This is a genomic window from Mycolicibacterium aurum (genome assembly GCF_900637195.1).
Lineage (GTDB): Bacteria > Actinomycetota > Actinomycetes > Mycobacteriales > Mycobacteriaceae > Mycobacterium > Mycobacterium aurum.
On sequence record NZ_LR134356.1, the window covers coordinates 2,665,857 to 2,686,839 of the forward strand.

15 protein-coding genes are annotated in these 20,983 nt (G+C 68.6%); 8 read left to right on the forward strand and 7 right to left on the reverse strand.

The window, feature by feature from the left end; all coding sequences use genetic code 11:
• Window positions 1-8: 8 nt before the first annotated feature.
• Window positions 9-470: a Fe-S cluster assembly sulfur transfer protein SufU gene (gene sufU, locus EL337_RS12765; protein WP_048631378.1), complete on the forward strand. Its 462-nt coding sequence runs from the start codon at window positions 9-11 to the stop codon at window positions 468-470.
• Window positions 470-808: a metal-sulfur cluster assembly factor gene (locus EL337_RS12770; protein ID WP_048631379.1), complete on the forward strand. Its 339-nt coding sequence runs from the start codon at window positions 470-472 to the stop codon at window positions 806-808. Before sufU ends, EL337_RS12770 begins: the two co-directional genes overlap by 1 nt.
• Here the strand turns inward: EL337_RS12770 and EL337_RS12775 are convergent.
• From EL337_RS12775 to EL337_RS12800, 6 genes are read right to left on the reverse strand one after another with little or no spacing between them, the layout of a single operon-like run.
• Window positions 798-1,589, reverse strand: a complete 792-nt coding sequence (locus EL337_RS12775; RefSeq protein WP_048631380.1) for a TauD/TfdA dioxygenase family protein — start codon at window positions 1,587-1,589, stop codon at window positions 798-800. The two genes, EL337_RS12770 and EL337_RS12775, sit on opposite strands and share 11 nt — an antisense overlap.
• Window positions 1,571-2,620 (reverse strand): D-alanine--D-alanine ligase family protein, encoded by a 1,050-nt coding sequence (locus EL337_RS12780; RefSeq protein ID WP_048631557.1) that lies wholly within the window; start codon window positions 2,618-2,620, stop codon window positions 1,571-1,573. Before EL337_RS12780 ends, EL337_RS12775 begins: the two co-directional genes overlap by 19 nt.
• Before the next feature lies 1 nt (window position 2,621).
• Window positions 2,622-3,974 (reverse strand): ATP-grasp domain-containing protein, encoded by a 1,353-nt coding sequence (locus EL337_RS12785; protein WP_232786746.1) that lies wholly within the window; start codon window positions 3,972-3,974, stop codon window positions 2,622-2,624.
• Window positions 3,971-4,822, reverse strand: coding sequence for an O-methyltransferase (locus EL337_RS12790; RefSeq protein ID WP_232786747.1), 852 nt, complete (start codon window positions 4,820-4,822; stop codon window positions 3,971-3,973). Before EL337_RS12790 ends, EL337_RS12785 begins: the two co-directional genes overlap by 4 nt.
• On the reverse strand, window positions 4,819-6,042 hold the full coding sequence (locus EL337_RS12795; RefSeq protein ID WP_048631381.1) for a sedoheptulose 7-phosphate cyclase: 1,224 nt from the start codon (window positions 6,040-6,042) through the stop codon (window positions 4,819-4,821). Before EL337_RS12795 ends, EL337_RS12790 begins: the two co-directional genes overlap by 4 nt.
• Before the next feature lie 49 nt (window positions 6,043-6,091).
• Entirely contained in the window at window positions 6,092-6,757 is a 666-nt protein-coding gene (locus tag EL337_RS12800) for an HAD family hydrolase (protein ID WP_048631382.1), read from the reverse strand.
• A 212-nt stretch (window positions 6,758-6,969) separates the two neighbouring features.
• Here EL337_RS12800 and EL337_RS12805 point away from each other — a divergent pair, with 212 nt between their 5' ends.
• Genes EL337_RS12805 through EL337_RS12815 form a run of 3 tightly spaced genes read left to right on the forward strand, consistent with a single transcriptional unit; the run spans window position 6,970 to window position 8,844 of the window.
• Window positions 6,970-7,548, forward strand: a complete 579-nt coding sequence (locus tag EL337_RS12805) for a TetR/AcrR family transcriptional regulator (protein ID WP_157866301.1) — start codon at window positions 6,970-6,972, stop codon at window positions 7,546-7,548.
• A gap of 60 nt (window positions 7,549-7,608) precedes the next feature.
• Window positions 7,609-7,977, forward strand: a complete 369-nt coding sequence (trxA, locus tag EL337_RS12810) for a thioredoxin (RefSeq protein WP_048631384.1) — start codon at window positions 7,609-7,611, stop codon at window positions 7,975-7,977.
• A gap of 33 nt (window positions 7,978-8,010) precedes the next feature.
• Window positions 8,011-8,844, forward strand: coding sequence for an enoyl-CoA hydratase (locus EL337_RS12815; protein ID WP_048631385.1), 834 nt, complete (start codon window positions 8,011-8,013; stop codon window positions 8,842-8,844).
• Here the strand turns inward: EL337_RS12815 and EL337_RS12820 are convergent.
• Window positions 8,816-11,425: an alpha/beta fold hydrolase gene (locus EL337_RS12820; RefSeq protein WP_053086821.1), complete on the reverse strand. Its 2,610-nt coding sequence runs from the start codon at window positions 11,423-11,425 to the stop codon at window positions 8,816-8,818. The two genes, EL337_RS12815 and EL337_RS12820, sit on opposite strands and share 29 nt — an antisense overlap.
• A 426-nt stretch (window positions 11,426-11,851) precedes the next feature.
• Between EL337_RS12820 and pks2 the strand changes: the two genes are divergently transcribed.
• Genes pks2 through EL337_RS12835 form a run of 3 tightly spaced genes read left to right on the forward strand, consistent with a single transcriptional unit; the run spans window position 11,852 to window position 20,982 of the window.
• On the forward strand, window positions 11,852-18,124 hold the full coding sequence (gene pks2 / locus EL337_RS12825) for a sulfolipid-1 biosynthesis phthioceranic/hydroxyphthioceranic acid synthase (RefSeq protein WP_109519808.1): 6,273 nt from the start codon (window positions 11,852-11,854) through the stop codon (window positions 18,122-18,124).
• Window positions 18,124-19,593, forward strand: coding sequence for a condensation domain-containing protein (locus tag EL337_RS12830; protein ID WP_048631386.1), 1,470 nt, complete (start codon window positions 18,124-18,126; stop codon window positions 19,591-19,593). Before pks2 ends, EL337_RS12830 begins: the two co-directional genes overlap by 1 nt.
• 15 nt (window positions 19,594-19,608) lie before the next feature.
• Complete coding sequence (locus EL337_RS12835) at window positions 19,609-20,982, forward strand: hypothetical protein (RefSeq protein ID WP_232786748.1); 1,374 nt, start codon at window positions 19,609-19,611, stop codon at window positions 20,980-20,982.
• Window position 20,983 lies beyond the last annotated feature (1 nt).

The following is a 20,983-nucleotide window of genomic DNA, read 5'->3' on the forward strand; positions in this document are numbered from 1 at the left end:
TATCCACGATGCGGCTCGAGCAGATCTACCAGGAAGTGATCCTGGACCACTACAAGCACCCGCACCGGCGGGGACTGCGGGAACCGTTCGCCGCCGAGGTGCACCACGTCAATCCCACGTGTGGCGATGAAGTCACGCTGCGGGTGTCGCTCTCTGACGACGGCGACACCGTCACCGACATCTCCTACGACGGCCAGGGATGTTCGATCAGCCAGGCGTCCACGTCGGTGCTCACCGACCAGGTGATCGGACAGAGTGTCGGGGATGCGCTCAAGACGGTGGCGGCGTTCTCGGAGATGGTGTCGTCCCGCGGAAAGATCGACGGCGACGAAGATGTACTGGGCGACGGCATCGCCTTCGCCGGGGTTTCCAAGTACCCGGCACGGGTCAAGTGTGCGTTGCTGGGCTGGACAGCGTTCAAAGCGGCGCTGGCCGATGCTCACACGACTGATAGTCCTGAGGAGAACTGATGACTGCACCCAATGACGAGCTGCTCGCCGACATCGAGGAGGCCATGCGCGACGTCGTCGATCCCGAGCTCGGGATCAATGTCGTGGACCTCGGCCTCGTCTACGGCGTAGGGGTCGAGGACGGCGACGCCGGTCAGGTCGCGCTGATCGACATGACCCTCACCTCGGCAGCCTGCCCGTTGACCGACGTGATCGAGGACCAGACCCGCACGGCGCTTGTCGGCGCCAGCCTGGTCAACGACATCAAGATCAACTGGGTGTGGAACCCGCCGTGGGGCCCCGACAAGATCACCGATGACGGCCGCGAACAACTGAGGGCGCTGGGCTTCACGGTCTAGGTCTCGGAGGGGCGCCCGCGTCGGTCACCATGCCGCGGTGCATCACCCTGTCGCCGACGACGCCGGAATGGTCCGCCCGGTGCATCACACAGCGGTTGTCCCATATCACGACATCGCCGGCGGACCACTCGTGCCGAAGAACGTTGTCGGGGCGGGTGGACATCTCGAACAGGTTCGCGATCGTCCGCGCCGACTGCTCCGGTGACATGCCGCTGATCGAGATACACCGTTTCGGCGTCGACAGATACAGCGAGGTCCGGCCGTTGACCGGATGTCGTCGCAGCAGCTGGTGCTCGGCGCGTGACTCGTCGTCCTCGCTCAGAGAGACACCGGTCGCCACATGGGTCACGACGCGCCCCGCCAGGTCGGCCCGGACATCTTCGGGCAGCGTGTCACCGGCCCGGTACTGGTTGCTGAACAGCGTCTGGCCACCCCGGGCGGGTATCGCCACCGCGCGCAGCGCGGTGTAGGCGGGCGGCACGCGCACATAGCTGGTGTCGACGTGGAAACTCGACCGCGGGGGACGGCTGCGGCCCACATTGCTGACCACGTTCAACTCGGGATGGGTGGGCACCGGCGTCTCGCCTGTGGTGAAGACGATGTCGCCGAAACTACGAAGGAACCGCACAAGCGCGTCATCGTCGGCCGCCTGGTTGCGCAGGATCAGGACGCCGTGGTCGGCCAGCAGCTCACGCAGCCGGCTCACGTGCCGACGGTCCAGAGAATCGACACGGACCCCGGTCACGTTGGCGCCCAACGGGTTCAGGACGGTGACGCGCACGCTGTCCTGCCTCGGTCGAGTTCAGCCAGTGCGTCGGCGAACAACTGGTCCAGACCGATTCCGGCCGCGCGTGCCATGGTGACGACCACACTGCCCGGCGCGTACGAGCAGTACAGCCCGGCTTCCAGGAACCACGGCCGGCCGTGCGGGTCGATGCGGAAATCGAACAGGCTGTACTGCCGGCATCCGAGCGCGTCATGGCACGCGAGGGCGGCGTCCCACACCCGCTCGGTCACAGGATCCTCGACCGGCACCGTCCACGCGTGATCGTCGTCCTTGGCCACCAGATACAGCGCCCCCGTGTCGGTGCGGGCCAGCTTGTCCTCACGCGTGCGGATCGGCTTCGTCGTGGCGTCGACGGTGTACTCCTCGAGTGGAAGGCAGACGGGGTTGCCGTCGCGAACGACGATGCCGCACCGCACTTCCCGGCCCAATTCGACGTAGGACTCGACCAGTGCACCGTCGCCGTAGGCCAGTGCGTCGTCGACCGCGGGCCCGTAGTCTTCGTCGCACCGCACGTAGGAGACCCCCACGGAGTTGTCCGCCGACACCGGTTTGACCACCACCGGGTACGTCAGGTCGGTGCGGGTGCGGTCCCGCACAATGCGTCCTTCCGGGACGCTGACGCCTGCAGCGCCGACGATGGCGCGCGTCCTTGCCTTGTCGGCGCCGATGGCCATCACGTCACCGCTGCTGCCCAGGTACGGCACACCGAGGACGTCGAACAGCGACCGGTACGCCGTCATCCCGGGCAGGCAGAACATCTGCGGCACCATCACGTCGACCGACAACTGGTCGATGTGTGAGAGAGCCTGCGGCAGTGACATATCGACCGCCGCCGACAGCCCCTCGGGCGAGAGGTCGTCGGGAAAACACCAGCGGCCCCCGGGAGCGACGTACGCGATACGGGTTCGGTAGCGGCGCGGATCGTCCAGCGCGGCGATGCTCGCACCCGCGTACAGCCGCGACAGCTCGGCGTGGAACTCGTCGACGGGCGACCCGACGAGGTGCAGCACGGTCTGCAACGACACCTCAGTCACCGCCCGGTTCGACGAGCTTGCCGATGTTGAAATCGATGCGGCTCCATCCACGCCTGGCCCGGAGGTTGTGTACGAGCAGCGACGGAATCTGGAGATGATGGACCATGAGGTAGGGCAGCGGATCGTTCCAGTCGAAGATCGCGTCCTTGCCGGCCCGGATGGTGCGCAACCGCCGTCGCCGATCGGGTTCGCGCAGAAGGCGCCACAACTCGTGGTAGATCCAGTAGGTCGGCCGCGCCCGGGGCGACGGAACGATCATGGTGTGCCCGTCGCCCAGGTAGGCCGGAGCCACCCGCGGGTCGTCGTAGAACATCGTGATGGCCGAGTGCGTGCGCGGGTTGCACTCGATCGCGTAGGCGTGGCCGTCGGCGGCCTCGATGAAATCGAACGACACCTGGCCGGTGAGACCCGACGCGCCGGCGAATCGTCGTACCCAGTCCGTGATCTCGGGCTTGTCGACGTGGGCGTAATTGACCTGGAACGCCGACGATTCACAACATCCGTACACCAGGACGGCGCCGTCGCGGACGGTGCTGTGTGTGCAGTACTCCTGCCCGGTCACGAATTCCTGCAGGATCCAGGGGTCCTGTGCGGTGATGCCGAGAGAACGCGCGAACTCGACGTTGCGCTGGGGCGTCGCCGCTGACAGTGGGGTCAGATCCATCCGGCCCACGGGGTTGTAGGCGATGCGCTTGAGGATATAGGTGCGGTCGCCCGGAAAGTCGAACTCCTCGATCTCGCTGGCGTCGGTGATCCGGCGTGAATCGGGCACCCGCAGCCCCAGAGAGGCTGCCAGCCGGGAGAATTCGGATTTGTCGTCCAGGGTGCGTACGGTCTGCGGGTCGACATGCAGCACTTCGCAGAGTCCGCTCAGCACGTCACCGGCGTCGGCGTCGTGCACGCTGGCTGCCGGGCTGGAGACCGGCACGAAGACGTCCACCGCTTCGCGCCGGACGATATCGGCAAGGGCCCGTGCGTAGTTCGCGTGGGTGGGCTCGGGAACCACGTGGAAGGCGTCGACCGCGCGGGAGAAACGGTGACCGGTGAATCGGTACTTCGCCGACTCCACCAGGATGACCCGGTGCCCGCAGGCGTGGAACGAGCGGGCCAACTGGAGCGCCTTGGTCATCTTGCCACCGGTGATCAACACGGTGACCGGTGGCCCGGCACCGCCGGCGGACAAGGGTTTCCGGCTCCGCCGCAGTAACGCCAGGCACACGAGCGCGGCGTCGACAGGCAGTGTCAGGGTCAGGGCGGCCAATGCCAGCAGCGTACGAGGGGTCCCGGCGGACCCGCCGGACCTCGTCGCGGCGGTGACGGGTGGGCTGCGGCGCAGCACCGTCACCCCGAGACCCGCCGGATCAACGTCACTCCGTCTCTCAGGGGGATGAGCACCTGCTCCACCCGCGGGTCGTCGGCGACGGCGCGGTTGAAGTCCGCGATGGCCTCACCGTTGGGTGAGCGTTCGCCTCCGGTGTAGGGCTGACCCTGCATCAGGGTGTTGTCGACGGCGATCACCGCGTCGGGCCCCAACAGCGGGCTGTCCAGCAGGAAGTCGAGGTAGCCTCGATATCCGGCCTTGTCGGCGTCGATGAACACGAAGTCGAACGGCACACCGTCGAACGATTCGGCCTGCGCGCGCAGCGTGTCCATCGCGGGACCCACCGCAATGGAGATGCGGTCACCGACCGGGGACTCGTCGAAACACTCCCGCGCGAATCGGGCCACCTCCGCGTCGACCTCGCACGCCAGCACCGACCCGCCGGCCGGCAGGGCCTCGGCCATCGCCAGGGCCGAGTAGCCGGTGAACATCCCGATCTCCAGCACCCGCGTGGCGCCGCTGAGCCGGACCAGGAACTTCAGTGCCTGACCCTCGACGTGGCCGGACAGCATCTCCTGTTCCAGGAACACGGACTGCGGGGGCGCGTCCCGATGCGCCCAGTCGGTGGCGGCGGTGCGTCTGGCCAGCCGTGCAAGGTCAGCCGACTCCGGCGTCGTGCACTCCCCGACGTAGGAGTCCAGACCCACCGCCAGGTCGCGGATTCGCCGCAACCGTGCTGTCACCGGCGCGGGAACGCCGGCGACACCGTCCAGCTCGTCGCACACCGCGTCGAGTTCGGCGGCGAGGATGGTGGTGGGTGTCACCGGGCGGGCGGCAGCGGGGACCTGCGGCGCCACCGCGGGTCCGCTCACCGATGCGCATCCGAGTCGACCGGGGCGAAGACGTCCACGCCCTCACCCGCCCGCTCGAACTCCAGGCACAACTTCTTGTGCAGGGTCAACGTGTCGGCCAGCTCCTCCACGGTGACGTCGTTGAGGAACCGGCACCGGCCGATCGGATCGGGAATGGCGGCACGCAGCAAGCCGTCTCGCGTCTTGAGGATCGAGTCCGTCGCCGACGCCAGCAGCTCGGGTGTCAGGTACTCGCTGTCGAGTGCCAGGCCGAGTGCGCTCATGACCCCGAGCACCCGGTCACGGTCGGCGGTGGCCAGATGGCCGCGCTGCTCGGCCAGCGTCGTCGACAGCGCCATGTCGATGTTGATGGCGTGGCCGTGGAAGAACGGCCGCTCCGGCGTCAGCTCCAGCGTGGGACTCCAGGTGTGGCCGAAGGCGATCACCCGGTCCAGGTCGATCTCGTGCAGATTCGGGGCCTCCAATTCCAGCATCGTCGCGATGGCCTGGAAGGTCAGACGGTCACCGGCGCTGCGCAGTTCGGGGGTGCCGTCGAGGTGGCCGAACCGGGTCCGCAGCAGGTCCGGCCCGTGTGTTTCGAGCAGGTCGAAGATCTCCGTGTTTCCGACGACGGCGATCTTGATCAGCTCCGCCATGCCGTTGCGCACCTGATCCTCGGGAAGCGTTCGCAGGAACGAGAAGTCGAGGAACACCTTCTGCGACGCGTGGTAGGCGCCGAGCCGGTTCTTGTGCTTGCCGAAGTTGACCGCCACCTTGATCGACACGCTGGCGTCGATCAGCCCGATGAGCGTGGTCGGGATGCGGATGTAGGGGGTGTTCCGCCGGTAACTGGCGCATGCGAAGCCGGCGACGTCGGTGGTGAGACCACCGCCGACGACGAGCACCGGCTCCGTGCGGACAAGGCCGTAGGCGTCGAACGCTTCCACGATGCGCTCGAACGTGGCCAGCGACTTGGCGGTCTCCCGGATCTGAATCGCAACGACCGTCAAGTCGATTCCGTGCCGCTGGAAGTAGGCGTCGATCTGCGTGCGGTACAGCGTGTACACCGATTCGTCGATGACCATCAGTGTGCGGCCGTAGGTCCGGTAACAGTCGGCCAGCGAGGTGTTCTCGGGATCGAAGACGCCGTTGACGTACTGCAGGTCGTACTCGATCTTCTCGTAACCCTCGACGTGAAAGACACTGTCCGACACGGTGACTCGGGCTTTCGTCGTGCTCATTCGGTTCTCCTGGTGTGGGCGTTGTACGCCGTGGACGGTGGGGGCGGAATCAGGACTTCAACAGCGAGACCACGTGGTCGGCGTCGAGTGCATCCACCGTCGCCGCCGCGCCGCCGAAGTCACCCTCGGCGGTGTTCTCGTTCGGAAAGGCCACGCAGGAGATGCCCGCGCCGGTGGCCGCGCGGACGCCGCCGGGATTGTCCTCGATGGCGACGGTGTCGCCTGCGTCCTCGCCGAGCTGCGCAAGCGCGTAGCGATATACCTCGGGATCGGGCTTCCCCGAGGTCACCGCCGAGCCGTCGACGACGATGTCGAACGTCTCGGCGGTGACGTCGGGGGCGAGCGCGCCGAGCAGCGCGGCGATGTTGTCCGCCGACGTCGTGGTGACGAACCCGAGGCGGAGTCCGTCGCGCTTGGCGCGCTGCACCGTCTCGATGACCCCGGGCCGGGCCGACACTCCCGACGTGCCCAGGAGCTCCTGGAAGATCGACGACTTCGTGGCGTGGACCGCCGCCGCGTCCACGTCTTCGTTGCGGCCCTTCGCGAACTCGGCGATGCGGTCCTGGCCTCCGTTGCTGCCGAGCATCGCGGCGTAGTCCTCGCGCGACCAGTTCCATTCCAGCCCGTGCGCCTCGAACGCCTCGTTGAAGGCGCGACGCTGCAGTTCGGACGTGTCGGCAAGGGTGCTGATGGAGCCGAAGAGGAGTGCGGACATGTGAATCCTTCCGTGACGGCCGGTTCAGGGATGCGTCGGCCAGTCGGTGAAACCCGCGCTTCTCCCGCGGAATTAGTGGATTGTCAGTACAGTACTGATCAAAACGTTCATCTCTGGATTTGTCTACCACTATTGGACTAAATGTCCATTAGATAACTTTTTGTCGGCTTGGTAAGTCGACGTGGTAAGCGAAGAATCGGCAGGAGGTGACCGTGGCACCGGCCGATCGCGCAGCACCGCCAGCGAGCCAGGACGCCCGCGTCGGTCGAACCCGCGCCGACGTCAGCCGGGCAGCGCTCAAGGTGCTCGTCGACGAAGGATGTGAGGCGCTGACCCACGCCCACCTCGCCGAGATGGCGGGATACTCGAAGACCACCCTGTACTCGCATTGGCCCGCCAGGCTCGACCTGATCATGTTGGCGCTCGACGCTCTCGGCGAGATGCCTCATCAGGAACGCTCCGGGAACCTCCGCGTCGACATCATCGGGGAGCTCCGGGTCTTCCGGCAGGCGGTGATCGATCTGCGGCTCGACCACATTCTGTCGGTGATGGCTCAGTGGGCGTCGGCGGAGGAGATGGCGCAGGTCCGCGACCGGATCAACGGCGACGGCCAGCGGCCGTTGCGGGTCATGCTGAGCGAGATTCTCGACGGGGCGGAACTTGACGCCGCGGTGTCGATGCTCACCGGCGTGGTCGCCTGCCCGACCCTGATGTTCGGCACCCTGCCCAGTGACGACGTCATCGACGCCGCGGTCGGCCTCGTCCTGTCTGCCGCCGGCTCGACCGCCTAGCCGAGATCTCGCTTACGCTCTCGGAGGAACATCACCGACGGACGAAGCGTTGAGGGTTACGTGGCTACTCAAGACATCACCGCAGAACAGTTCAACAACACCATCAACGACAACGAGATCGTGCTGGTGGATTTCTGGGCATCCTGGTGCGGACCGTGTAAGGCGTTCGCGCCGACATTCGCCGCGTCGTCGGAGAAACACCCCGACGTGGTGTACGCCAAGGTCGACACCGAGGCCGAGCAACAGCTCGCCGCCGCCGCGGACATCCGGTCGATCCCGACGCTGATGGCGTTCAAGAAGGGCAAGCTGGTGTTCAACCAGGCTGGCGCCCTTCCGCCGGCCGCGCTGGAAGATCTGATCCAGAAGGTCAAGGAGTTCGACATCGACGCGGCTGTCGCGTCGGAGCAGGCCGGGCCCGAGCAGGCCTGAGAACGCGTCCCGGTCACGCGCTAACGTGCTCCCGTGACCGGTACCGAACAGTTCGTCCTCGTCGAGCATCCGCGACCCGCTGTGGCGCTGGTGACGCTGAACCGGCCGGAGCGGATGAACTCGATGGCGTTCGACGTCATGGTCCCGCTCAAGGCGGCCCTCGACGAGATCAGCCATGACAACGACGTCCGCGCGGTGGTGCTCACCGGCGCGGGACGCGGATTCTCCTCCGGTGCCGATCACAAGTCGGCAGGGTCGGTGCCCCATGTCGACGGTCTCACGAGACCGACCTTCGGTCTTCGCTCCATGGAGATTCTCGACGACGTCATCCTCGCGCTGAGGAAGCTGCACCAGCCCGTCATCGCCGCGGTCAACGGTGCCGCCATCGGGGGAGGACTCTGCCTGGCCCTCGCGGCCGACATCCGCGTCGCCGCCACGGACGCGTACTTCCGCGCCGCCGGCATCAACAACGGTCTGACCGCCAGCGAGCTGGGGCTGAGTTACCTGCTGCCACGGGCCATCGGCAGCTCCCGGGCGTTCGAGATCATGCTGACCGGACGCGATGTCGATGCCGAGGAGGCCGCTCGCATCGGGTTGGTGTCCCGGCACGTGCCGCCCGAGGAGTTGCTGGACACCTGTTATGCGATCGCGGAACGCATCGCAGCGTTCTCCCGGCCGGGAACCGAGCTGACCAAGCGCACACTCTGGAGTGGCCTCGACGCCGGCTCGCTGGAGTCACACATGCAGGCCGAGGGACTCGGACAGCTCTATATTCGGCTGCTGACCAGCAATTTCGAAGAGGCTGTCGCGGCGCGCAAGGACGGGCGGGCGCCGCTGTTCACCGACGACAAGCGCGAGAGTCCATGATGCAGTCCACGACGGCATCGATGTGCGGGGTGCGCACCACCGAGTGGTGATCGCATTCGAGCACCCGGGTCTGCACATCGCCGGTCAGCACCCGCGTCCACAGCCGCGGATCGTCTCTGTTGAGGTGGCTCAGAATCAGCAGGGCGCGCCCGCCCCACGGCAGTGGCCGGTGCCGGTACCCGGCGATCATCCCGGCTTCCTCGACGGCGCGGGTCTTGCGGTGATGATCGCCGGAGAACAACCCGGCCAGCGGGACCGTTTTCTGCCTCTCCCACCAGGTTCGGCGGCTGTTCGCCTCGTCCGTCTGCAGGGTGACGGTCGCCCCGGGAAGCTCCCGGCGTGCGTCGTGGGCCACCCGGGGTGAGAGCCACGGGTCGAGCAGGACCACCATGTCGACGGTCTCGCCCACCGCCTCGAGCCGCCGGGCCGTTTCCAGTGCGATGTGCGCCCCCAGCGAGTGGCCGATCAGCGTGTAGGGGCCGTGCGGCTGGATACGCCGTAGGTCCTCCCAATGTCGTTGTACCGCACGCGCTATCGACCAATCCGGGAAGGTGCCCCGGGTCAACCCGCTTGGCTCGAACGTGTAGACGGCGGTCTGCTCGCCCATCCGCTCGGCGAACGGAACGAAGCACAGCGCCGACGCGCCCGCCCCGGTGAAGCAGAACAGCGGAGGGCCCAGGGTGTCGTCCGACAGCGGGCGCAGAGCGACCGTCGTCGGCTTGGCGGACGGGTCGGCCCGGGTGTCCGTGGCCAGCTTCCGCGCGAAGTCCGCGAGCGTGGGGGCGGCGGCGAGGTCTGACGGATGCACCGCGATGCCGTGGCTTTCCCGCAGGTCCACCACCATCTGCGCCACCGCCAGCGAATCACCGCCGAGCGCGTAGAAACTGTCGTCGCGACCCACCGAATCGACGCACAATACCCGGGACCACACCCGCGCGACCGCGGATTCGATGGACCCGCAGGGGGATTGGAAGGGAACGCGACGCGGTTCGGGCAGCGCCGACCGGTCCACCTTGCCGCGGTCGCCCCGGGGGAGCGCGGCGAGGATCTCGATGTGGGCGGGCACCATCCACGGCGGCAGATCGCGATGCAAACGGGTGCGCAGATCGGCGGCCGACGGAGTCCTCTCGGTCGCGCTCGGCGCGACGTAGGCGGTCAGCGTCGGCGTGTGCGTCGTCGCGGCGGTGGCGACCACGACGACCTCACGGATGTCGTCGTAGGACGCCAGCGCGGCCTCGATCTCGGCCGGTTCCACCAGGTAGCCGCGGATCTTCACGCATGAGTCGGCGCGCCCGGACAGCACGAGGTGTCCGTTCTCGTCCCAGCGTCCGGCGTCGCCGCCCGCGTACGTCGTGGTGGCGTTCCCGTTGTCGACGAACGTGGCAGCAGACGCCGACGGATCGAGATACCCGCGGCCGAGGTAGCGGGAGGTGATGGAGACGGTTCCGTCGTCGCTGATGTCGATCCTCTTGTGCGGAGCCGGGATTCCGACCGGTACCACCCCACGTGGCGCGGGTGCGCCCGGCGGGATGTCATGGCTGGCGATGGCCAGCGTCTCGGTCGAGCCGGCCCAGTTGGTGATGACGGCGTGTGGCGCCAGTTCCCGTCCGAGCCTGACGTGGCGCGCCTGGATGGGCTCCCCGGTGGTGACGATGCGTTCCACACGTGTCAAGGTGGTGCCGCCCGCGGCGCGGTGCAGAGCGTCCACGAACGAGGGCGTACAGGTGATCACCTGGGCGTCTGCCGCACGGATGCGATCGAGCGCCTCCGGCGCGCTGTACTCGCGGGGGTCGACGGCGACGATCTCGGCCCCGCCGAGCAGTGAGCCGATCAGGACGTTGAGTCCGCCGGCGAAGCTGATCGGCATGCACAGGGCAACCCTGCGGCCGTCGGCCAGGCCGAAGCGGTCGTTGAGCAGTTGGGCGTCGGCCAGCCACAGCCCGTTGGTGTGCAGTACGGCCTTGGGCGTACCGGTGGATCCCGAGGTGAACTGGATGCTGGTGACCTCGTCGATCCCCGCGCCCGCGCACAACCGCACATCGTCTGTCGGTTCGTCCGCGGCGTCGAAGGCGCCGGTCGCGGCACTCGCCGCTGTCACCTCGAACCCGTTGGCGTTGAGGATGGCCGCGATCTTGCGCGTCCGGTTGGCGGGCATCTCGGGATCGAGTGCGACCACGGTGGTGCCGTGGGCGAACAGTCCGAGGATGGTGGAGACCGCTGCCGGGGTGAGCGACGCCGGGACGAGTGCGGCCCGCGGAAGCCGGGCTAGTGGTGACTGTGCTGTCCGCGCGGCGTGCGCTGCGGCGAGCAACTGACGGTAGGACGTCGACTGCGCCGCGGTGCGCAGCGCCACCCGGTCGGCGTTGGCGCGCGCGGTCGCGTCGAAGTGCGCTGCGACCGAGGCGTATTCGAGGGGGCGTTCCGGCGGAACGGCCGGCGGCTGCCCGTCCCCCGAAGCCGGTGGTGCACCTGGACCGGCGGCGCGCCGGGCAGCGGGGACGGGTCGACGCCCGTGACGCGCGGCGAGCACCGCGAGGCCGGCGGTGGCGGCAAGAGACCCGGCGACCCTGAACCGGCTCATGCGGCATCGTCCTATCGCTCGTGCGTGAGGTGACCGGGACTCCCGGTCGTACTGAATCCTGGTGTAGGTTAGCCTAACCATGCTCGACGGTGTGTCGCCGCCGGTTCGCGCCGACGTAGCGCCCACATCTGCGTGGGAACCGGTTAGTGTCTCGCGACGCGGGCAGCGGCTCGTCACACGCCCGGAGAGCTCGTACCGGTCAGCGCCAACATTTGCTGCTGGCCGTCTGGTGCGCCGCGGCCGGTGTTTCTGCTTCGTCCACGCGGCCGTGGGCACAGGGACGGCTCATGCTGCGTAATGCGTTGCTGCCATTATCTATTCGCGACCGGTTCATTCTGCGAACAAGCGCACTCAGCCGCTCGCGTGTTCGCTTAGGCTGTGCTAACTTTCCCGAAATTGACTTTGCCGAAGGTGTAGCGGGCCGTCATGCGTGCGCGACAGCCTGCGCGGGAAGAGGTAGGGAACGTCGTGGTCGAGAGGTCTGTGACCCCCGTCGCCGTGATCGGTGTGGGGTGCCGACTGCCCGGGGGCATCGAGTCGCCGGAGCGGTTGTGGGAGGCATTGCTCGACGGCGCCGACCTGGTCACCGAGGTCCCGATCGAGCGGTGGGACTCCGATGAGTACTACGACGCCGAGCCCGGCGTGCCCGGGCGCTCGATCTCCAAGTGGGGCGGATTTCTCGACGACGTCGCCGGCTTCGACGCCGATTTCTTCGGGATCGCCGAGCGGGAAGCCATCGCCGTCGACCCCCAGCACCGTCTCCTGCTGGAGACGTCCTGGGAAGCCGTCGAGCACGCCGGCATCGACCCGGAGTCACTCGCGGGCAGCCAGACCGGCGTCTTCGTCGGTATGACGCACAACGACTACCAACTCCTGACCGCTGACGCCGACGCGATCGCCGGCCCCTACGGCTTCACCGGGAGCAACTACGGGCTGGCCTCGGGCCGGATCGCGTACCACCTCGGTGTGCACGGCCCCGCGTACACCGTCGACTCGGCGTGCTCGTCGGCGTTGTCGGCGGTGCACATGGCGTGCCGCAGCCTGCATGACGGCGAAAGTGCGCTCGCCCTCGCCGGTGGTGTGAACATCCTGCTCGAGCCGCGCAAGTTGTCGTCCGGATCGGCCCAGGGGATGTTGTCGCCCAGCGGACGGTGCCGGGCCTTCGACATCGACGCCGACGGATTCGTCTCGGGTGAGGCAGCGGTGATTCTGCTGTTCAAGCGACTTCCCGACGCGCTCCGTGATGGGGACAGGGTGCTGGCGGTCGTCCGCGGCACCGCGACCAACCAGGACGGCCACACCGTCACCATCGCCACCCCGTCCCGCACGGCGCAGACCGCGGTCTACCGGTCCGCACTCGAGGCCGCACACGTCGATCCGGCCACCATCGGCTTCGTCGAAGCGCACGGCACCGGCACTCCCGTCGGAGATCCCATCGAATATGCCGGGCTCGCCGAGGTTTACGGCACTGATGGACCCTGTGCGGTGGGATCTGCCAAGACCAACTTCGGGCACTCGCAGTCGGCGTCGGGAGCGGTGGGTCTGCTCAAGGCGATCATGGCGCTGCAGCACGCGCAGGTGCCGCCGAACCTGCATTTCCACCGGCTGCCCGAGGCGATGGCGCAACTGGACACGGGGCTGTTCGTGCCGGCAGAGGTCACCCCCTGGCCCCAGGCGGGGGAGCATCCGAGGCGGGCCGCGGTGTCCTCCTACGGCTTGTCCGGGACGAACGTGCACGTCATTCTGGAGCAGGCGCCCGCTCCCGTCGACAGCGCGGCGACCACGTCGCCGGTGGCGCAGACCCTGGGCGCACCGTGGATTTTCCCGTTGTCGGCAACCTCGCCGGAAGCGTTGCGCCGCAGCGCAACCCGGCTCGCTGACTGGGTGGTCGCCCGCGGCGATGTCGACGGCGTGGAGCTGCGGGACCTGGCGTACACCCTGGCCCGCAGGAGAGCCCACCGCACCGCACGTACCGCTGTGCTGGCTGCTGACGCCGACGAACTCGTCGCCGCGCTGCGCGCCATCGCCGCAGGTGACGCGCCACCGCATACGACGGTGCCCGGTGCAGGCAGGGGCGCAGTCTGGGTGTTCTCCGGCCACGGTTCGCAGTGGGCGGCGATGGGTGCGGCCCTGTTGGCCGCCGAGCCGGTGTTCGCGTCGACGATCGCCGAACTGGAGCCGCTGATCGCTGCGGAGTCCGGCTTCTCGGTGACCGGCGCGATGTCGGCACCGGAGACGGTCACCGGTATCGACCGGGTCCAACCCGCCGTGTTCGCCCTCCAGACCGCGCTCGCCCGCACGCTGCAGTCCTACGGGGCTGCGCCGGGTGCCGTCATCGGCCACTCGATGGGGGAGGTGGCTGCCGCCGTGGTGGCCGGAGCCCTCAGCCTCCGCGACGGTGTCGCGGTGATCTGCCGACGGTCCAGGCTCATGCAGTCCGTCGCCGGTGACAGCGCCGCTGCCGGCGCCATGGCGTCCGTCGAACTCCCCGCCCAGCAGGTACTTTCGGAACTCGCCGCGCGCGGCGCGGGCGACGTGGTGCTGTCGGTGATCGCCTCGCCACGGTCGGCCGTGATCGGCGGCGCAGCGTCGACCATCCGCACCCTCGTCCAGGACTGGGAGGCGCGGGGCGTGATGGCCCGCGAGGTGGCGGTGGACGTCGCGTCGCACTCGCCCCAGGTCGATCCGATCCTCGACGATCTCATCGACGCGCTTGCCGAGGTGACCCCGGCAGAGCCCGTTATCCCGTATTACTCGGCCACCCTGTACGACCCCAGGGAACCGGCCGACTTCGACGGTTACTACTGGGCCGACAATCTGCGCCACGCGGTGCGGTTCGCGGCGGCGGTGCAGGCTGCGCTGGAAGACGGATACCGGGTCTTCGCCGAACTGTCGCCACATCCCCTGTTGACCCACGCCGTCGATCAGAACGCCGACAGCCTCGACATCCGTGCGGTCGCCCTGGCAACCATGCGCCGCGCGCAGGACGTTCCGCACGGACTGCGTGAGGTGCTGCTGGATCTCTACAGTGCCGGTGCCGCGGTCGATTTCACGGTGCTCTATCCGCACGGAACGCTGGTCGACGCACCGCTGCCCGCCTGGACCCACCCCCAGCTGATGTTGACTCGCGATGCGCGCAGGCACGTTTCCGGTACCGGCGTGGCGCATCCGCTGCTGGGCGCCCACGTACGGCTGGCCGAAGAACCCGAACGGCATGTGTGGCAAGCGGACACGGGCACCGACACCCACCCGTGGCTCGGCGACCATCAGATGCACCACGTGGCAGCGTTCCCGGCAGCCGCGTACTGCGAGATGGCGCTCGCGGCGGCACGGACGGTGTTCGGTGAGGGCGCGGAGGTACGCGGCATCACCTTCGACGACATGCTGCTGCTCGGCGCGACCACCCCGGTCTCGGTGTGCGCATCGCGGAGCACCGCTGGCTCAGCCACGTTCACGGTGGAGACCCACACCGACGGCGAGCGCGAGCAGCGCGCCGCCGCCGTGCTGGGCCAGACCGGAGATCTCGCCGAGCCGTCCCCTGTCGACGTGGAGGGCATGCTCGCCACCCGCCCGGCCACGCTCGACGGCCAGGCGCTGCGCGCGTGGTTCGACGAACGGGGCATCCACTACGGTCCCGCATTCGCCGGGTTGAGCGCCGTCCACACCGGTGCGGACGGCGCCTGGATCCTTGCCGAGGTCGCGCTGCCCGGCACGGTCCGCTCCCGGCAGGGCGACTATGAAATCCACCCGGCCCTTCTGGACGCCTGCTTCCAGGCGGTGGCCGCCCATCCCGACCTCCAGGCAGATCCGACCGGGGCGCTGATGGTCCCGATGGGCGCGAACCACCTCAGGCGATATGGATCGTTGCGCCACGCCCGCTACTGTCGCGTCGTCGTGACCAGCGTGGCACCGTCGGCAGTCGACGCCGACCTCGCGGTGCTGGATGAGGACGGGTCCGTTCTGTTGACCGTGGCCGGACTGCGCCTCGGTACCGGAGTATCGAGCGCGGCTCAGCGCGAGCGCGTCTTCAACGACCGGCTCCTGGCAGTCGACTGGCATCCCCAGACCCTCCCTGAAGTCGAACGCTCCGGCGACGGGAGGTGGCTCGTCCTCAGCACGTCGCGCCAGACGGATGCGAGCGCCGCGGAACTGGCTGCGTCCCTGACCGACAACGGCGCCGACGTCACCGCCGCCGCCTGGCCGGTCGACCGGATCGCAGACCAGGCGATCACCGGGATCGTCGCCGTGATGTCGGGCCACGGCCCGGAAGCCGTACTCCGACTCGTCGACATCGCTCGCGCCGCCGCCGAGGTTCCCGGTGTTCCGCCCCGGCTCTACGCGCTGACCCGCGGTGCGCAGTCGGTGCTGCCCGACGACACAGTGAACCTCGACCATGCGGGGGTGCGCGGGCTGATGCGCGTGATCGTGGTGGAGCACCCCGCCCTGCGTGCCACCGCGGTCGATGTCGACGACACCACCGGCATCGACTGCGTCGCAGCACAACTCATGAGCGGTGCCGATGAGGACGAAACGGCGTGGCGCGACGGCGCGTGGTACGTGGCCCGGCTCACGCCACGCCCGATGCGCCCCGAGGACCGCCACACCAAGACGGTCAAGCACGATTCCGACGGCATGCGATTGCGTATCCGCACGCCCGGGGATCTGCAGTCGCTGGAGCTCGTCGCCGCCGACCGGGTGGCGCCCGGCCCGGGGCAGATCGAAGTCTCCGTCACGGCGTCGAATCTCAACTTCGCCGATGTGCTCGTCGCATATGGCAAGTACCCGAGCTTCGAAGGCAGGCTGCCGGAACTGGGCGGTGACTTCGCCGGCGTGGTGACCCGCGTGGGCCCCGGCGTGACCACGCACCAGGTGGGTGACCGGGTTGCCGGTATCACCGCCGACGGCGCATGGGCCACATTCGTCACCTGCGAGGCCAATCTGGCGGTGACCCTGCCCGCCGGTCTGGCCGAGGATCGCGCCGCCGCCGTGCCGAGCGCCCACGGCACGGCCTGGTACGGCCTGCATGAGCTGGCCAGGGTGTCGGCGGGCGACAAGGTGCTCGTCCACTCGGCGACCGGTGGCGTAGGGCAGGCCGCCATTGCGATCGCGCGGGCCGCCGGTGCGCAGATCTACGCCACCGCGGGCAGCCCTGCGCGACGGGACCTGCTGCGCAGCATGGGAATCGAACATGTCTACGACTCGCGATCGATCGAGTTCGCCGAGCAGATCCGCCGCGACACCGCCGGCTACGGCGTCGACATCGTGCTGAACTCGCTGCCCGGCGCTGCCCAGGCTGCGGGGCTGGAGTTGCTCGCATTCGGTGGCCGCTTCATCGAGCTCGGCAAGCGGGACATCTACGGCGACACCAAGATCGGACTGTTCGCGTTCCGGCGCAACGTGTCCTTCTTCGCTGTCGACCTCGCGCTGCTGACCCTGGTCAAGCCCGATGCCGTACACACTGCGCTGGCAACGGTGTTCGCGCAGATTGCGGCCGGCACGCTGCCGCTGCCCGAGACCACCCACTACCCGTTGTCCGACGCGGCGACGGCGATCAGGGCGATGGGCGCGGCCGAACACACCGGCAAGCTGGTCCTGGACGTGCCGCGGGAGGGCCACAGCCTGGTGGCGGTGCCTCCGGAGCAGCCCGTGCCGTTCCGTGACGACGGCGCGTACATCATCAGCGGCGGCATGGGCGGACTCGGGCTCTTTCTCGCCGAACAGATGGCCGAGCGCGGAAGCGGGCGCATCGTCCTCACCGGCCGTTCGGCGCCGGGCAATGACACGCTCGGCGCGATCGAGCGGATGCGCCGCGGCGGGACCGAGATCGAGATCTGCCTCGGCGACATCAGCGAGCCGGACGCCGCGGAACGTGCCGTGGCCGTGGCGACGTCGACGGGCCTTCCCGTGCGTGGCGTGCTGCACGCGGCTGCCGTCGTCGAGGACGCCGTCCTGGGCAACATCACGACCGACCTGGTGGCGCGCTGCTGGGCGCCCAAAGCGGCCGGCGCGTGGAATCTGCACGAGGCCACGGCGGGCCAGCCGCTGGACTGGTTCTGCTCGTTCTCCTCGGCCGCCGCGATGGTCGGTTCGCGAGGGCAGGGTGCCTACGCGGCGGCCAACAGCTGGCTCGACGCGTTCACGCAGTGGCGACGGACCCGCGGTCTGCCCGCCACCTCCATCGCCTGGGGCGCGTGGGCCGACATCGGCCGCGGGCAGGCGTTGGCTCAGGACGCTGCGCTGGCGATCGCGCCGCCCGACGGTGCGTATGCCCTCGACACACTGCTGCGGCACAACCGCGCCCACGTCGGGTACACGCCGATCGCGGGCACGCCGTGGCTGACTGCGTTCGCCCAGCACAGCAGGTTCGCCGAAGCGTTCCGGTCCCTGGGCGGCGGTGCCGCTACCGCCGGCTCCATACTGCCCGAGCTGCGTGCGCTGCCCGCCGAGGAACGGGCGGGACGGCTGCGCCGCCTCGTCGCCGAGCAGATCGGCACGATCCTGCGCAGGACGGTCGATCCCGACCGTCCCATCGCCGAGTACGGGCTGGACTCCCTCGGCGTGCTCGAAGTGCGAACCCGGATCGAAGCCGAGACGGGAATCCGGGTCGGCACCACCGATATCACCACGGTGCGCGCCCTCGCCGAGCAGCTGGCATCGGTGCTCGCCGCCGACCTGCCGGATGAGGGGAGCGCTGGCTGATGGTCGCGTTGAGATCTGTCCACGACTGGGTGGGAGAACCCGGACGAGTGGTGTCCTGGCAGCCGTCGCCGGCCTCGATGGCGAAGATGCGTGACGCACCTGTGAGCCCGGTTCCCGTGAGTTACCAGCAGGAGCAACACATCCGGACGTTCCGCAGGCGCCGCGCCGCCGGAGCCGACATGGCCCGGCTGAACATCCCCGCCTGGGACATACCCGGCCAGTGCGATCTGCGGGCCATGTCGCATGTCGTCAATGCCTACGTCCGGCGCCATGACACCTACCACAGCAGGTTCGAGATCGATGCGGACGACGCCGTCGTGCGGCGCACGGTGGCTGACCCCCGGTACCTGAAGTTCGTTCCCGTGGAACACGGGGAGATGACGGCCGCGCAGTGGCGCTCACACATTCTGGCCACCCCGGATCCGTTGCGGTGGGACTGTTTCCACTTCGGCATCATCCAGCGCAAGGACCACTTCACGTTCTACATCAGCGTCGACCACGTCCACACCGACGCGCTGTTCATGTGCCTGGTGCTCGTGGAGATCCATCTGATGTACCAGACCCTGGTCAGCGGTGGTGCCCCGATCGCGTTGCAGGAAGCGGGTAGCTACGACGACTACTGCATCAGGCAGCGCCGCTACACCTCGTCGCTGACTCTGGAGTCTCCGGAGGTCAGGACATGGATTCAGTTCGCCGAGCGCAACGACGGTGCCATGCCGCAGTTCCCACTGCCGCTGGGAGATCAGGCGGCGCCGTGCGGCGGCGACATGATGGTCGTCCAGCTTCTCGACGCACGACAGAGCAAGGCCTTCGATGCTGCGTGCACCGCTGCGGGAGTGCGGTTCAGCGGGGGAGTGCTGGCCTGCGCCGCCCTGGCCGACCACGAGTTCACCCGGGCGCCGGTCTATTACGGGATCACACCGACGACAACGCGATGCACGCCTGCCGAGTTCATGACCACGGGCTGGTTCACGGGACTGGTACCGATCACCGTGCCGGTCGACGCGACCTCCTTCGGCGCCACCGCGCGCAACGCCCAGGCGTCCTTCGATGCCGGTGTCGACCTCGCGCACGTGCCGTTCGACCGGGTGCTCGAACTCGCCGCGGGACGGTTCGGCCTACGGGGGGCCGGCCCCGGCGTCCAGATGGTGTCCTACCTCGATGCCGGGCTGCCACCGCTGTCCCCGGCGATCATCGCCGAGTGGGAGCGGATGAACGGAAAAGTTTACTGCGACAGCAGGTCTGCCGACCAGGTCGGACTCTGGGTGAACAGGACCGAGCGGGAGACGGTGGTGACGGTCGCCTTCCCCGACAACCCGATCGCGCGGGAATCGGTGCAGCGCTACCTCAACGTCATGAAAAAGATCTATGCGCGCGTCGTCGAGGACGCCGAGACATCGCAGGTCAGCAGGCACGGCGTGGCCGTGCATCACGGCGGCAGCCGGCTCTCCCCGGTGGTCGGGGGCTGAGCGATGGTGGTGGAAGTGGCGACGTCGTCGGTTCCCGTCGCGCACGAGCGCCTGCACTACGTCGATCAGGCGATGTACCTCGGGCTCCGCGCCACGGGTCAGGCCGCGGCCATGCAGTGCATCTGGATCTACGAGCACCCCGTCGACATGGAGGGCGTCCGTCGATTCCACCGGACCTTCGGGAACGGGCTGTGGGGCCGCTCCATCGAGCGCTCGAGGGTGCCGTTCGGTCGCCATCGGTGGGTGAGGTCCGTCAGGCCGCCTGCGGACATCGACATCGCCGCGCAGCCCCGTCCGCGTACCGAACTCGGTGGCTGGTTGGACGAACGAGCGGTGCTGCCGGTCGACCCCGAATGGGGCCCGAGTTGGCATCTGGGGGTGCTCCCGCTGACCGACGGTGCAACCGCGGTGTGCCTGACCATGTCGCACTGCATCAGTGACGGTGGCGGAGCGGTGGCGACGATCATCGACGCGATCACCGGGCACGTCCGCGACTTCGGTTACCCGCCGCCGCGTTCCCGTACGCGGGTACGGGCGGTCGTCGAGGATCTCCAGCAGGTCAGCCATGACCTGCCCGAGGTGGCGCGGACGGTGGTGACCGCGGGACGGATCGCGCGACGCCGCCTGCGGGAGCGCCCGCGCGGTCGCGCTCGCGCGCCGAAGCCGCGTGTCACCGGCGGCGGCTTCGACAACGTCGAACATGTTGCAGTGCCTTCGATCTCGGTATTCGTCGACCTGGACGAGTGGGACATGCGCGCCGCCGCCCTCGGCGGTAACACGTATTCGCTGCTCGCCGGCTTCTGTGCCAGGCTGGCGGACGGCATGGACCGCCGCGCCGCGGACGGCAAGGTTCCGTTGATCATTCCGATCAGCGACCGCGCCGACGCCGGCGACACCCGCGCGAACGCGGTGCACCTGGCCGGCGTGCGGATCGACCCGGCGGCGGTCTGTCAGGACCTTTCGGGGGCGCGGGCCGAGATCAGGCGCACCCTGGCGTCGCTGGGAGAGGTTCCCGAGGACGCCGAGCTGCTTCTCCCGTTGATCCCGTTCATGCCGAAGAAGGCCGTCAGGCACGGGGCCGAGATGGCGTTCGGTTTCGCCGACAACCCGGTGTCCTGCTCCAACATGGGCGACGTGCCCGCTGAGGTCGCCCGTCTCGACGGCAGCGCCGCCGACTATGTCCTGATGCGCGGGGTCGATCAGCACGTCACGCGTCGAGTCCTCGAACAGCGCCACGGTCTGCTCACGGTGGTCAGCGCCCGCGTCGGCAACCGCATCTCACTTGCGGTGGTGGGCTACCGGGCGGGTGTCTCGAACACGAGGGCCGGACTCCGCGCCCTCGTCGGACGCACGTTGTCGGACTTCGAGCTTCACGGTGAGGTGGTCTGAC